The following is a 13,893-nucleotide window of genomic DNA, read 5'->3' on the forward strand; positions in this document are numbered from 1 at the left end:
ACTGCTTGTCTCCAGGGGACTTCGGCCGCGCCCCCCGATGGCGCGGGATCACTGGCGGGCGAGGCGGATGACGTTCCAGGAGACGGCGGGCAGCGTGATCTCGAGCGTGCCGTCGGTCAGGCGGGCGTCGGGGTTGGCGCGCGGCGCCACCGCGTCAGGGGTGTCGGCGCTGTTGCGGGCGTAGGGGTCGGGGCCCGACAGGGTGGTGACCTCCTCCAGCCGGAGCGCGCCGAGAGAGCGCAGGTCGGCGGTGAGGGTCAGCGGCTGGTCCACCGAGCGGTTGACCGCGAACACGGTGGTGAACTCGCCGTCATGGGTGGCGACGGCGTCGAGCGCGGCGACCTCGCCGAACCTGCTGGTCTCGTGGACGGGCGAGGTGGTCTCGACCCGCAGGACGTCGCCCTTGGCGTAGGCGGCGGCCTGGGCGAAGGGGTGGAAGGTGGTCTGCTTCCACGCGCGCCCGCCCGGCTCGGTCATGATCGGGGCGATCACGTTGACGAGCTGGGCCAGGCAGGCGGAGGTGACACGGTCGCTGTGGCGCAGCAGCGAGATCAGCAGACCGCCGAGCGTCACCGCGTCGGCCAGGTGGTAGTGGTCCTCGAGCAGCGGAGGGGCGACCGGCCATCCGGTCATGGGCTCGGCGTTCTGGTAGCGCGACAGGTACCAGACGTTCCACTCGTCGAAGGAGATGTTGATCTTCTTCTTGCTCTTGAGCCTGGCGCCGACGCTGTCGGCGGTGGCCACCACGGAGTCGATGAAGTGGTCCATGTCCATGGCCGAGGCCAGGAAGCTGGCCAGATCGCCGTCGTGCTCCTCGTAGTAGGCGTGACAGGAGATGAAGTCGACGACGTCGTAGGTCTCCTCCAGCACGGTGGCCTCCCACGCGCCGAAGGTCGGCATGCTGGAGCCCGAGCTGCCGCAGGCCACCAGTTCGAGGCCAGGGTCGAGCATGCGCATCGCCCTGCCGGTCTCGGCGGCGAGCCTGCCGTACTCCCTGGCGCTCTTGTGGCCGATCTGCCAGGGGCCGTCCATCTCGTTGCCGAGACACCACATGCGGACGGCGTGCGGCTCCTTGGCGCCGTTGGCGACCCGCAGGTCCGACAGGTGCGTGCCGGCGTCGATGTTGCAGTACTCCAGCAGGTCGAGGGCGGACTCGATGCCCCTGGTGCCGAGGTTGACCGCCATCATCGGCTCGACGCCCGCCTTGCGGCACCAGGTCATGAACTCGTCCAGGCCGAACTCGTTGGTCTCGGTGGAGTGCCAGGCGAGGTCCAGCCTGGTGGGACGCTGCTCGCGCGGGCCCGTGCCGTCCTCCCACCGGTAGCCGGAGACGAAGTTGCCACCGGGGTAGCGGACGCTCGTCGCCCCCAGCTGCCTGGTCAGGTCGAGCACGTCCTGGCGGAAGCCGTCCTGGTCGGCGGTGGGGTGCGTCGGCTCGTAGATCCCCGTGTAGACACAGCGGCCGAGGTGCTCGACGAAGGCGCCGAAGGTGCGGCGGTGCACGGGGGCCACCCGGAAGGCGGGATCCAGAGTGAGGTGCGCGGTCAGCACTGAGCTTCTCCTAGAGGAACGTGTGTTAGCGTTAACATTTCGTACTGTTAACGCTCACTTGGAGACGAGTGTTAACGCTGTGCCCTCGTGGGTCAACCCCCTGTTCAGTCGAGGTGGCCCACCTCGTTGAACGACACCAGCTCGAGGCGCCCGTCCGGCGCGGCCCACGTCGAGACCGAGGCGTTCCTGATCGGGGCGTGGACGTCGACGGCCGCCAGGTCGGTGTCGTGCGCCTGCTCGATGACGTGGCGCAGGACCAGCACCACCGAGTCGTGGGCGACGATCAGCACGCGCCGCCCCTCGGCCTTCGAGGCCAGGTCGGCCAGGAAGTCCCTGAGCCTGACCGCCACGTCGCCGAACGACTCGCCGCCGGGCGGGCGGTAGCCGTACTCCCCTTGGGCCAGCATCCGCGCCACCTCGTCAGGGAAGCGCTGCCCCAGCGCGGCCAGGTTGTAGTAGCGCAGCTCGCCCCACTCCCTGTCGCGCAGCCGCGCGTCGACGCCGACAGGAAGCGAGGGGGCGCCCCATGCCCGCTGGGCGAGCCTCCAGGTCTCCTTGGCCCGCAGGTACGGCGAGCACCACACGACCTCAGGCGCCTCCTGCGGGGCAAGCGCCGCCAGGTACCTGCCCAGGGACGCGGCCTGCGCGCGCCCCAGCGCGGTCAGCGCGATCTCGTCGTCGCCAGGCTCGTAGAACAGCGGGACGCCGATCGCCTCCTGGAAGGCGAGGTTGGCCTCGCTCTGGCCGTGTCGTACCGCGATGATCCGCCGGGGCCCGGTCATATGATCATTCTGCCCCCGTCGGCACCCGCACACCCGAAAGCGGTGAAAGCAGTTCAATTCGCTGAGCGCCGCCCGGGTCCGGAAGCCGACCGGTGAGACGCCGAACACACGGGTGAGCGTCCCCTGCGCGGGAGAAGCGGTCGGGACGCCGGGCGGGCGCGAGTCGCCCCCGCCCTCTCGAGGGGCGGGGTGCTTCCGTGGCGGGGAGGGAGCTGGCAGAATTACGGCCATGACCGTATCTTGGCGGGCGGCGGCTCTGGCCCTCTTACTCGCCCTCACCCCCGCAGTCCCGGCCCAGGCCGAAACCGCCGTCGCACCGCCCACCGGGTGCGGTTTCAAGAACCTCGGCACGATGCCGCTCACCGGTGCCACCACGGCGGGCACCGCGCTCGACGCGACCCACCCCGACGGCCCTCGCATCTACTCGGTGACCTCCAGCGCCTCGGGCCCCGCGATGCTCGGCATCAGGAAGGCGGGCGACGGCAGTCTCATCGCCGAGCGCCCCCTCCCCCTCGCCCTCGGCTCATGGGCGGTGACCGTCGCCCCCGACCACGCCGTCTACGTCGGCAGCTACAACGCCACGGCCGGCGCGATGGGCCGGCTGTTCCGCTACGACCCCGCCGCCGACCAGGTCAGGGAGCTCGGCATGGCCGCGCAGGGCGAGTCGTTCGTGTGGACCGTCGCGGCCTCCCCCGACGGCAGGTCCGTCTACGCGGGAACCTCGCCCAACGGCAAGCTCGTCCGCTACGACACCGCGACGGGCCAGATCACCGACCTGGGCAGCCCGGTCCCCGGCGAGCAGTATCTCAGGGACCTGGCCGTCGCCGAGGACGGCACGGTCTACGCCGGCGTCGGCGCGCAGAACATGAAGGTCGCCGTCATCGGCCAGGACGGCACCACCCTGCGCGTCATCGACCCGCCCATCGAGGGCCACGGCTACGCCTACGACGTGGACGTCATCGGCCGCCACCTGCTCGTGAGGTTCTCGACCTCCACCAACACCAACCCGATGGGCGTCTACGACCTGGAGACCGGCGCCTGGAAGGACGTCGTGGAGGACGTCGACAGCCTCACCGTCGCCGGCGGCAGACACGGCCACCAGGTCCACCTCTTCCAGAACGAGGAGCTCGTCGCCTACGACCTGAAGTCGGGCCAGGTCGTCACCAGGACCGGGTTCACCGACTACGGCGGCGGCGCGGCCAGGCCCCTCGGCTGGATCGGCAACACGCTGGTGGGCACCGGCTCCACCGGGCGGATCTGGCGCTACGACCGCAGGAGCGGCAAGGGCGAGCTGCTGGAGGGCACCCTCACGGGGCAGCCGGTCAGCGTCCGATCGATGGCCGTCGGCCCCGACGGCCGCGTCTACGGCGGCGGCTTCTTCACCGGCGGGCTGGCCGCCTACGACCCCCGCACCGGCCAGTCGCAGTTCTGGCCCAACGTCGGCCAGAGCGAGGGCATGGTCACCCACCAGGGCAAGCTCTACCTCGGCGTCTACCCGTGGGCCAGGATCTACGAGTGGACGGGCAGCGAGCCCAAGCTCCTGCTCAACCTCGCCGAGCACGAGCAGGACCGCCCCTTCGCGATGATCTCGGCAGGCGACTGGCTGGCGTTCGGCACCGTCCCGAAGGCGGGCACGGTCGGCGGCGCGCTCGGCCTGTACGACCCGGCCACCGGCAGGAGCGTCCTCAGGCGCAACCTCATCCCCGGCCACAGCATCATCGGACTGGCCTACCGCGACGGCGTCGTCTACGGCACGACCTCCGCCTTCGGCGGCATCAGCACCCCGCAGGACGACGCGGCCGTCGCCTTCGCCTACGACATCGCCACCGACTCGCTGAAGTGGCGGACCAAGCCCGTGGCGGGCGACCTGGCGCTCGGCTCGATCACCTTCGACGGCGAAGGCAGGCTGTGGGGCCTGTCCCCCGACGCCCTCTACGAGCTCGACCCCGCCACCGGCGCGACCCTGCGCTCGGTCAAGCACCAGACCTACCCGTGGGCCACCGCCACCCAGGTCTGGCTCGACACCAACATCGAGCTCGGCTCCGACGGCAGGCTGTACGGCAAGGTGCAGGGCAAGGCCTACCGCATCGACAGGGCGACGATGGCGCTGACCCTCATCGCCCGCCCGATCTCGATCCTGCTCAAGGGGCCCGACGGGCACATGTACCTGTCGCGCTTCGAGAACTTCTACACCTACAGGATCTGCTGAGTCATCCCGCCACCCGCTCCAGGTAGCGCCCTGAGTGGAACACCAGCGGCTCGCCGCACGTGCGGTCGAACTGCTCCACCGCGCCGACGAAGATCAGGTGGTCGCCGCCCTCGTGCACGGTCACCGTACGGCAGGCGAAGCTGGCCAGCGTGCCCTCCAGGACGGGCAGCCCGCCCGCCGCCGAGCTGGTCGCCACCCCCGCGAACTTGTCCTCCGCCGGGGTGGCGAACCGGCGCGACAGCTCGTCCTGGCCCGCGGCCAGCACGTTCACCACGAACCTGCCCGCCCGCAGGAACAGGTCCGCACTGGGCGCCCGCCTCGACAGGCACCACAGCACCAGCGGCGGGTCGAGGGAGACGGAGGTGAAGGAGTTGACCGTCACCCCCGCCCTGCGCCCGTCCTCCAGGGCGGTGGTCACCACCGCCACCCCCGTGGCGTACATGCCGAGCGCCTCCCTCAGCGACCTCATGACAGCGCCGCCAGGTAGGCGTGGGCCTTGGCCGGGTCCATGAACCACTCGGCGAAGTCGGAGGGGTCGTCGAAGCCGTTGACGAAGCGGGAGGCCACCTGCGGCAGAGCGCCAGCCGCGCCCAGCAGTTCGAGCACGTGCGGCGGCGGGGGCGCCAGCAGCGCGTTGGTCCAGGCGGTCGCGTGGCGGGCGCCCTGCCAGTAACGCTCGAAGGCGGCCGTCATCCACGCCGCGTCGAAGGGCCTGCCGCCGTGCTCCAGCACGCTGCCGAGGTAGGAGGCGGCGCACTTGGCCGCGTTGTTGGCGCCCTGCCCGGTGATCGGGTCGTTGAGCACCACCACGTCGGCCACGCCGAGCACCCGCGCGCCGGAGGGCAGGGTCGCCACGGGCCGCCGCACGACGGGGGCGAAGCGGCCCGACAGCACGCCGAGGTCGTCGGTCAGCTCCACCTCCGCGCACCGCTCGGCCTCCCACGGCAGGAAGGTCTCCAGCACCCACCGGCTCCTGGCCAGGTGCTCGGCGGGGGTGCGCACGTCGGCCCAGCAGTCCATGGGCCCGCCTGGCACGCCCTCGAAGACCATGATCTCGCACGGCCCCGACAGGGTCAGCGCGGGGAAGACGAAGTACTCCCCGACCCCCGGGACGAGGTTGAAGCAGACCGCCGAATGATCGGGCCGCGGCGCGAGCCCGTGCACGTAGGTGAGCGCCAGCGCCCGCTGCGGCCTGTCGTACGGCGAGCGCGCCGCGTCACGCTCGAACAGCGAGGCGATCGCCCCCTTGCCCGCGGCCACCATCACCAGGTCGTACTGCGCGGCGTAGGTCTCCAGGTCGGCGACCGTCGCCTCATGCACGACGAGCTTGCCGCCCAGCCGCTCGAACTCGGCCATCCACGCGGGAATCTTGACCCGCTGGTCGACCGAGCGCGCCGCCACGTCCAGCCTGGCGGCCCAGTCGATCACGGGACCCTCCGGGCCCGGCACGGTGAAGGAGATGCCCTCGATCGGCGGGCAGGACCCGGCCCACAGGTCGAGGCCGAGCTCGCGCTCATGGCCGAGGGCGGTTCCGAACATGGCCTGGCTGGAGGTCACCCGCCCGTCGCGGATCTCCTCCGGTGAGCGATCGGTGACGACGGTGACGTCGTAGCCGTTCTTCAGCAGTCCGACGGCCAGGTGGAGGCCGGCCTGCCCGGCGCCGACGATCAGGATTCCGCGCATGGTGAGGCTTCCCTTCGGGGGATGGATTGGGATGAGGTGGATCGGTCAGGCGCCTGGTGAAACCGTACGGGTGAGGGGCAGGCTCGGGCCATCCGCTCAGCGCGGATCCCGTCCGCCTGGCGCACGATCTCCGCGCAACGTGGCCGACGGCGGCTGCCCGAAGCGCTGCCGGTAGGCCGCGGCGAATCTCCCCTGATGGGTGAAGCCCCAGCCGGCGGCCACCGCCGTGACTGTACGGCGCGCGGGGTCACAGGCGAGCAGTTCCTCGTGCACTCTGACCAGCCGCACCTCTCGCAGGTACGACATGGGGGTGTGGCCGAGGTGGCGGCGGAAGCCTTCCTGCAGCGAACGCCCGCTGACGGCCACGGCGCGCGCCACCTGCTCGGTCGTCAGCGGCTCGTGGGCGTGCTCCCTGATGAACTGCGCCGCCCTTCCCACCACCTTGGGCAGCGCGGGCGGGCAGGGGGCGAGCAGCCGTTCCCTGTAGGTGGAGGGCTGCATGGTCAGCAGCGAGGTGAGCATGGCGCTCTCGAGATGCGCGACGGCCAGCGGCTGGGCGGCCAGGCCGTCGTCGTGCTCGGCCTCGGCGACGATCAGGTCCACCATGCCGCGCCAGGCCCGCGCCCAGCCCGCCGTCAGGTCGAGGCCGAGGTCGAAGACGAGCGGCCGGTCCATCGGCGCGCCGAGCAGCTGCTCCAGCGCCTTCTCCACCGCGGCCCGCTCGAACTTGACGATGAGCTGCGGGCAGCCCGCCGCCCACCGCATGTCCAGGTACTCCGTCGGCGAGGGCAGCGAGGCCAGCGCGGGCGTGGAGACGATCTCCTGGCCGCCGCAGCGGATGAGGCTGCGGCCCGCGAGCGGGATCTGGACCAGGAAGAACGACTCCAGCTCGCCCGGCTCGATCCGCACGTCCGCGGCGTAGTCGAGGTAGCTGATCCGCACCGCGCCCAGCTGCGCCGAGTTGAACCTGGCGTTCAGCAGGGCCAAGTCGCCCGTCAGGTCGAGGCGATGCGGGCAGAACACCCGCGCCACCTGCTCGCGTACCTCGTCCAGGTCGGCGCTGGCGAACAGCGGCCTGTTTCCCAGCAGGACCTTCTCCCGCATCTGTGACGCTCCCGCGCTCCGGTACCGGTGTCGCGGCGATCATGACGGCAGGCGCGGGAGGTGGTCCACGTACTTGTGCACACAGGCGGACGCCTTTACAAAGTAAGACTCACCCCTGCAGAACCTTGGCGAGGGCCTCGGTGATGTCGCTCGCGCGGGCGGGGTCGTCCATGAGCATCGACTGGCGGACCCAGACGACGCTCTCCGAGGCCGCCCGCGTGGCGGGGCACGGCTCGGCGCGGGCGCCCGCCTCGGTGAGGGCGCTCATCGTGCCGAGGGGCGGGTAGCCGGAGTCGAGCGGGACGCCCTCCGCGGCCATGGCCGACAGCAGGAACGACCTGTCGATCGGGGTGTCGAAGCGGAGCATCAGCAGGTGGCGGGAGTCACGGGTGGTGCCCGGCGGCTGCGGGACCAGGCCGACCGGCAGGCCGGCCGCCGCCAGTTCGCGCTCCAGCGCGGCGCAGAAGGCCTCGCGCCGGTCGAGCTCTGCCTCCAGCCGGTCGAGCCAGGGCAGCAGCAGGGCGGCCTGGATCTCGGTGAGGCGCAGGTTCCAGCCGACGGCCGGGTGGCCGTACCACTGGCCGCCGAGCTTGCGGCCGAGGTTGCAGACCGACCAGATCGCCTCGTGGGCCGACTCCTCGCGGCAGACGATGAGGCCGCCCTCCCCCGCGGTCATCGCCTTGCTGGCCTGGAAACTGTAGACGCCCGCGTCGCCGAGGCCGCCGATGGGACGGCCGCGGTAGGTGGCGCCGTGGGCCTGCGCGGCGTCCTCGACGACGACCAGGCCGTAGTCGGCGGCCAGGTCGTTGATCGGATCCATGTCGGCGGGGCTGCCCGCGAGGTGGACGGGCATGACGGCGGTGGTCCTCGAGGTGATCGCCGCTTCCACCGCGGCCGTGGACAGGTGCAGGTCCACGGGGTCGACGTCGACGATGACGGGGGTGGCGCCGGCGAGCAGGACCGAGGTGGCCGAGGCGACGAAGGTGTAGGCGGGGATGACGACCTCGTCGCCGGGGCCCACGCCGAGGCCGCGCAGGGCGGCGAAAAGGCCGAGCGTGGCGTTGCCCACCGCCACGCCGTACGGCACGCCGGACAGTGCCGCGAAGGCGGCGGTCAGGTCGGAGACGACGCTGCCGCCCTGGGTGGCGCCCCACAGGCCGCTCTCCAGCACGTCGGTGACGAGCTTGCGCTGGGCGTCGTCGATGGGCGGCGGCCAGGAGGGCCAGGGGGCGGTGCGGACGGGCGCGCCGCCGTGGATGGCGAGGGTCACGCTTGACCTCCAAGGATTCGGGCCAGGTTGCCGCCCTGGATGAGCGCCCTGTCGGCCTCGCCGAGCGGCGCAAGGGCGATGCGGCCGTAGCCGACGCGCAGGTCCAGGAAGCAGGAGTCGGAGCCGAACAGCACCCGGTCGGCGCCGGCCAGCTCGGCCAGGCGGGCAATCCAGCGGCCCGTCATCTTCGAGCCGCAGGTCTCCAGGTAGAGGTTCGGATGGTCGGCCGCCAGACGGGCGGCGCGGGCGAAGCCGTAAGGCCACAGGCCGGTGTGGCCCATGAGCAGCGGCACACCGGGGTGGCGGGCGGCGACGACGGCGAACCTGGCGGGGTCGCTCCACGGCGAGTCGGTCTGCCCGTGGGCCAGGACCGGCAGGCCCAGCTCCCACACCGGGTCGTAGCGGGGGTCGTCGAGCGGGCACTGGTGGACGTCGGGGTGGATCTTGACGCCCCAGACGCCCTCGGTGACGAGCCGGTTGCGGTGGTGGGGGTTGTAGACCTGCCAGACGCCGAACCTGCCCGGGTGCCGTTCGGCGGCCTCGAAGGCCAGGCGGTTGCCACCCTCCGCGTCGGGGCCGACGCCGAGCAGGTGGCTGATGCCCATGGCGTCGATGCCGAGCCTGTCCATGAGACTGACCAGGCCGTCGGCGGTCGGGTCGGGGATGAGGAAATCGGGCCATGAGCCGACGTGGCCGTGCGCGTCGAGGATCACAGCAGGTCGCCTCCCCTGGCGATGAGCTCGACGTCCTTCTCGGGCAGCTCCAGGTGGTCGAGCAGGAAGCGGGGCCCGCAGTCGTCGAGGACGGGCGCGCCGGTGCCCCAGACCAGCCGGCGGGCGCCGAACCTCTCGGCCAGCCACTCCACCGCGCGCTGGGTGTTGACGGTGCCGATCTCCAGCCAGATGTTCGGCGCCTCCGACATGAGCTCGGCGATCGCGCGCAGCCTGCGGTAGCCGGGGTTGAGCAGCAGGACCCTCAGCTCCGGCAGCCGCGTGGTGAGCGCGAGCAGCTGGGCGGGCGAGGTCTCCTCCAGGTCGACGGCGACGACGGCGTCGATGGCGTCCAGCCAGCGCAGGGCGACGGGTCCCGTGAGGTCGAACCTGTGCCGTTCAGGGCACAGGCGCACCATCGCGACCTGCCACGAGGGGATCGGCGCGAACGCCTCGGGCACCACGACGGGGACGGGGACCAGCCTCGGGTCGTCGAGCGCGAAGAGCGCCTGGTTGCCCGCGTGGGCGTCGGAGTAGAGGCTCAGCGTGTGAGTCACGTAGGCTCGCTCGACGCCCAGGCGGTCCATCTCGGGCCGCGGGTCCTCCGGCAGGTCGTCGAAGGGCACGGGCCCGATCAGGCGGTGCGCGTCAATCAATTTCGGCACAGACCGAAACCTAACTCTGTGGGCACCTGGGGTCAAGCCCGATTCTTGCCAGCTCCCTGCCCGACAGCGCCCAGGCCTTCCATGAGCCCGGCTCGAAGTGCAGCTGGGGGTTGGTGTACCACTCGTCGCCCAGCCCCGTGGCCAGCAGCTTGGCCTCGGTGCCCAGCTCGTAGGCGTTGCCGCCGCCGAAGAAGACCGAGGCGAAGACCCTGCCCCTGTGCACGGTCAGCTCGCCGTAGCCCGACAGGGCGCCCTGGTGCCTGACGGTCCTGGTGGCCAGGTCCAGGGCGATCCAGGCGCCGGAGTTGCGCTTGTAGACCCCGTAGAGCAGGCCGTCGTGGACCTTGATGTCCTGGAAGGTGCGGTTGCCCTGCACCGGGTCCACCTGCCAGAGCACGGTGCGCGTCTTGAGGTCGAAGGCGGCCACCGAGGCGGAGGTCCTGACCGGCGGGGTGCCGCCGCCGCCCAGCACGTCGCCGCCGAGGTAGACGACGCCCGCCGCCGGGTCGAGCGAGAGGCTCATCAGGCTCTGGTCGGGGATGACGCCCTCGTAGACGTCCATCTGCCCGGTGTCGGGGTCGACGATCGACAGGGCCCCGTCGAGCCTGGCGCCCAGCGGGGCGCTGGCGACCAGAAGCTTGTCGGTGCGGGGGTCGTACTCCAGGTCCCACGGGCGCTGCTGGCCGTGGCCGAGGAAGCCGAGGCCGGTGACCTCGTCGGTCCTCATGTCGATGGCGATGATCTGGCCGCTGGGGTAGATGGCCGCGTAGATCTTGTTGCCGCGCCGGACCAGGTCCTTGGGCTCGCCGGGGACGCGGAAGCGGCGGTGCTCGCCGGTGCGCAGGTCGCGCACGTCCATGGAGAAGTGGCCGCCGATGTAGACGGCCCTGTTGGGCACCAGGAGCATGCTCTGCGGGCGTTCGGCCCCGCTGGGCAGTCCCGCCTCGATCAGGTCGACGAACTCGGCCTTCGCGCTCGGCAGCTCGAGCGTCCACATGCCGCCGCTGCCCGAGAATCCGACGAGGGCGCCCTCACCGGTGAGCGCCAGGCGCCTGGTCTCGTCGCCGGGCGAGGGCGCGTCGGCGATCCTGGTGAGAGCCTCGTCGCCGGTACGGTAGCGGTGGACGGCGCCGTCGGGGCGCGTCGTGCCGTACACGGTGCCGTCGGGGGTGGAGACGATCGCGTCGAGGCTGCCCGCGCCCGTCGGCACCCGCCTGAGGTCGGTGCCGTCCTTGCGGACGTCGATCAGGGTCGTGCCGCTGACGGCCAGCACCCTGTCGCCGTGCTCGGCCACCACGCCGATGCCGCCGGGGCCCTGGGCCAACTCGCGCACGGCCCCGCTCGCGCGGTCGATCGCCACGAGCTTGCCCTTGTCGAGCAGGCCCGCGTAGACGTTGTCCGCGTCGGCCGCGACGGCCCTGACGTAGCGCTCCCCCGCGGCCAGCACGCCGAAGTTGCGCACCGCGCCGGTGTCGGGCCTGTACTCCCACACCCGGCCGTCGGGGTAGGTGCCGGCGTAGAGCGTGCCGTCGGGGGCGGCTGCCAGGCTCCAGACGAAGCCGCCGTTCCTGCCGAAGGAGCGCAGGTGCTTCACCTCGCCGGTGGCCAGGTCGAAGCTGTAGAGGTCAGGGACGGGGTAGGTGCCGGCGTAGACCTTGCCGCCGGAGACGGCGGTCGCCCACGCGCCCTCCGGCTCGCCGGTCGCCGGGGCGTCCGGCAGCGTGACGCTCCTGACGACCTTGCGGGTGGACAGGTCGAGCTCGGCGAGCACGGGCGGCTTCTGGCCCCTGGTCACCACGTAGGCCTTGCCCTCGTGGACGGAGGCGCCGACGATGGCGCCGGTCACCGAGGCGGGGCCGAACCTCTCCACGGTGGGGGGCTCGCAGGTGGCCGCCTGCGCGGGGGCGGTGGTCAGGAGCACGGTGGCCAGCACGGTGGCCAGCACGGCGGCCAGTGCCGCCAAGGGTGTCTTCATGGTGTCACTTTCGGGCAGCGGGGGTCGAGTCTGATCGTGGCGAGGTCTCTGCCGACGAGGGCCCAGGCCTTCCACGAGCCCGGCTCGAAGTGGAGTTCGGGGACGTTGAACCACTCCTCGCCCAGTCCTGTGGCCAGGTGCCTGGTCTCGGGACCGAGCAGGTAGGCGTTGCCGCCCTCCCTGTAGGTCGAGGCGAAGACCCTGCCCCTGTGGACGGTCATCGTGCCGTGGAAGGAGAGCCGGCCCTGCCGTTCGATGCTCCTGCCGGCCACCTCGAGCGCGATCCACGCGCCCGCGGGCCGCTTGTAGAGCGTGTACAGCAGGCCGTCGTGCAGTTCGAGGTCCTGGACGGTACGGCTGCCCGCCACCGGCTCGGTCCGCCAGAGCACCGTGCGGGTCCTCAGGTCGAAGGCGGCGACCTGCGCCGTGGTCCTGGTGGGAGGCGTCCCTCCTGGGCCGACCACGTCGCCGCCGAGGTAGGCGATGCCCCTCTTGGGGTCGACGGCCAGGCCGAGGACGCTCTGGTCGGGCAGGACGCCGACGTGGACGTCCTTCTCCCCCGTGTCGGGGTCGACGACGGAGACGGCGCCGTTGAGCTTGGAGCCGAGCGGGGAGGTGACGACCACTAGCTTGTCGGTGAGGGGGTCGTAGCCGATGTCGGCGGGGCGCTGCTGGTCGTGGCCGAGGAAGCCGAGGCTCGTGACCTCGTCGGTCCCGATGTCGATGGCGATGATCTCGCCGCTGGGGTAGATGGCCGCGTAGATCTTGTCGCCGCGCCGTACCAGGCCCTTGGGCTCGCCCGGCACGCGGAAGCGGCGGTGCTCGCCGGTGCGCAGGTCGCGCACGGTCATCGAGAAGTGGCCCGCGATGTAGACCGCGCGACCCGGCACCAGGAGCATGGTCTGCGGCTTCTCCGGGCTCGCCTCCATGCCGGCCTCGAGCAGGTCGAGGAGCTCGGCCTCGCCGGTGCGCAGGTCGAGCCACCACATGCCGCCGCTGCCGGTGATGCCGAGCATGGTGTGCTCGTCGAGCAGCTGCATCTTCCTGGTGCCGTCGCCCGGCGAGGGCGCGTCGGCCACCTTGGTGAAGGCCGTGTCGCCCGTGCGGTAGCGGTAGAGCGTGCCGTCGGGGCCCGAGGTGGCGTAGACGGTGCCGTCGGGGGCGGGGTAGATCATGTCGAGCCAGGCGCCGGGGATGGTGGTGCGCCTGTCGTCGGTGCCGTCCTTGCGGATGTCGATGAGCTCGCGCCCGCTGGTGGCCAGGACGCGGTCACCGTGGTCGGCGAGCTCGACCAGGCCCGAGGGGCCCTGGGCCAGCTCCTTGATCGTGCCGTCGGCGCGGGTGATGCGCATGAGCTTGGCCTTGTCGAGCAGGCCCGCGTAGACGTACTCGGCGTCGGCCGAGATGCCCCTGACGTAGCGCTCCCCCTCGGCCGGCACGTCGAACCTCTTGATCGCGCCGGTGTCCGGGTCGTACTCCCACGCCCTTCCGTCGAGGGAGGTGCCGAGGTAGATCATGCCGTCGGGGGCGGTGGTCAGCGTCCAGACGAAGCCGCCGTAGGCGCCGAAGGTGTGCAGGCGCTTCACCTCGCCGGTGGCGGGGTCGAAGCTGTAGAGGTCGGGCGAGGGGTAGGTGCCGATGTAGATCCTGCCTCGGGAGACGGTGGTGGCCCAGCCGCCCTCCGACTCCCCGGGGAGCCTGACGTTCCTGATCACCTTGCGGGTGGCCAGGTCGATCTCCGACAGCAGGGTCGGCTTCTGCCCCCTGCCGACGATGTAGGCCCTGCCCTCGTGGACGGTCGCCCCGACGAGGGCGCTGGTGAGCGAGGCGGGGCCGTACCTGGTGATCGCGGGTGCGTCGCAGGTGGCGGCGTGCGCGGGTGTGGCGAGGAAGACTGTCGGGACCAGCAGAAGGGCTAAGAGCAGTCTCGGCACGGCCGGGCCT

At 71.7% G+C, this 13,893-nt stretch carries 11 protein-coding genes; 1 reads left to right on the forward strand and 10 read right to left on the reverse strand.

What is annotated here, in order from left to right; translation table 11 throughout:
* Window positions 1-48: 48 nt before the first annotated feature.
* Together arfA and FHR33_RS11640 are read right to left on the reverse strand one after the other, a co-directional pair.
* Entirely contained in the window at window positions 49-1,551 is a 1,503-nt protein-coding gene (arfA, locus tag FHR33_RS11635; RefSeq protein WP_183646002.1) for an arabinosylfuranosidase ArfA, read from the reverse strand.
* 104 nt (window positions 1,552-1,655) lie between these two features.
* Entirely contained in the window at window positions 1,656-2,333 is a 678-nt protein-coding gene (locus FHR33_RS11640) for a histidine phosphatase family protein (RefSeq protein WP_183646004.1), read from the reverse strand.
* Between the two features lie 229 nt (window positions 2,334-2,562).
* Between FHR33_RS11640 and FHR33_RS11645 the strand changes: the two genes are divergently transcribed.
* Complete coding sequence (locus FHR33_RS11645) at window positions 2,563-4,542, forward strand: hypothetical protein (RefSeq protein ID WP_183646006.1); 1,980 nt, start codon at window positions 2,563-2,565, stop codon at window positions 4,540-4,542.
* 1 nt (window position 4,543) lies between these two features.
* On the opposite strand, the gene FHR33_RS11650 is transcribed toward FHR33_RS11645, so the two are convergent.
* The 8 genes from FHR33_RS11650 to FHR33_RS11685 form a co-directional block, all read right to left on the reverse strand.
* Entirely contained in the window at window positions 4,544-5,011 is a 468-nt protein-coding gene (locus tag FHR33_RS11650) for a flavin reductase family protein (RefSeq protein ID WP_183646008.1), read from the reverse strand.
* The gene (locus FHR33_RS11655; RefSeq protein WP_183646010.1) at window positions 5,008-6,225 is read right to left on the reverse strand and encodes a styrene monooxygenase/indole monooxygenase family protein; all 1,218 of its coding nucleotides are present in this window, start codon (window positions 6,223-6,225) and stop codon (window positions 5,008-5,010) included. The genes FHR33_RS11650 and FHR33_RS11655 overlap by 4 nt, the downstream gene beginning before the upstream one ends.
* Before the next feature lie 96 nt (window positions 6,226-6,321).
* Window positions 6,322-7,329 (reverse strand): AraC family transcriptional regulator, encoded by a 1,008-nt coding sequence (locus FHR33_RS11660; RefSeq protein WP_183646012.1) that lies wholly within the window; start codon window positions 7,327-7,329, stop codon window positions 6,322-6,324.
* Between the two features lie 109 nt (window positions 7,330-7,438).
* Window positions 7,439-8,599: a DegT/DnrJ/EryC1/StrS family aminotransferase gene (locus FHR33_RS11665; RefSeq protein ID WP_183646014.1), complete on the reverse strand. Its 1,161-nt coding sequence runs from the start codon at window positions 8,597-8,599 to the stop codon at window positions 7,439-7,441.
* Window positions 8,596-9,312, reverse strand: a complete 717-nt coding sequence (locus FHR33_RS11670) for an amidohydrolase family protein (protein ID WP_183646016.1) — start codon at window positions 9,310-9,312, stop codon at window positions 8,596-8,598. The genes FHR33_RS11665 and FHR33_RS11670 overlap by 4 nt, the downstream gene beginning before the upstream one ends.
* The gene (locus FHR33_RS11675; protein ID WP_183646017.1) at window positions 9,309-9,974 is read right to left on the reverse strand and encodes an amidohydrolase family protein; all 666 of its coding nucleotides are present in this window, start codon (window positions 9,972-9,974) and stop codon (window positions 9,309-9,311) included. The genes FHR33_RS11670 and FHR33_RS11675 overlap by 4 nt, the downstream gene beginning before the upstream one ends.
* A 10-nt stretch (window positions 9,975-9,984) precedes the next feature.
* Entirely contained in the window at window positions 9,985-11,949 is a 1,965-nt protein-coding gene (locus FHR33_RS11680) for an outer membrane protein assembly factor BamB family protein (RefSeq protein ID WP_183646019.1), read from the reverse strand.
* Window positions 11,946-13,883 (reverse strand): hypothetical protein, encoded by a 1,938-nt coding sequence (locus FHR33_RS11685; protein WP_221241060.1) that lies wholly within the window; start codon window positions 13,881-13,883, stop codon window positions 11,946-11,948. Before FHR33_RS11685 ends, FHR33_RS11680 begins: the two co-directional genes overlap by 4 nt.
* Between the last annotated feature and the right edge of the window lie 10 nt (window positions 13,884-13,893).

This window comes from Nonomuraea dietziae (assembly GCF_014195505.1).
GTDB lineage: Bacteria > Actinomycetota > Actinomycetes > Streptosporangiales > Streptosporangiaceae > Nonomuraea > Nonomuraea roseola.

Excerpts from the sequence above, each read along its gene's own strand:
- FHR33_RS11660 (WP_183646012.1), bottom strand. The coding sequence starts at position 7,329 with ATGCGGGAGAAGGTCCTGCTGGGAAACAGGCCGCTGTTCGCCAGCGCC.
- FHR33_RS11655 (WP_183646010.1), bottom strand. The coding sequence starts at position 6,225 with ATGCGCGGAATCCTGATCGTCGGCGCCGGGCAGGCCGGCCTCCACCTG.
- FHR33_RS11640 (WP_183646004.1), bottom strand. The coding sequence starts at position 2,333 with ATGACCGGGCCCCGGCGGATCATCGCGGTACGACACGGCCAGAGCGAG.
- FHR33_RS11650 (WP_183646008.1), bottom strand. The coding sequence starts at position 5,011 with ATGAGGTCGCTGAGGGAGGCGCTCGGCATGTACGCCACGGGGGTGGCG.
- FHR33_RS11680 (WP_183646019.1), bottom strand. The coding sequence starts at position 11,949 with ATGAAGACACCCTTGGCGGCACTGGCCGCCGTGCTGGCCACCGTGCTG.
- FHR33_RS11645 (WP_183646006.1), top strand. The coding sequence starts at position 2,563 with ATGACCGTATCTTGGCGGGCGGCGGCTCTGGCCCTCTTACTCGCCCTC.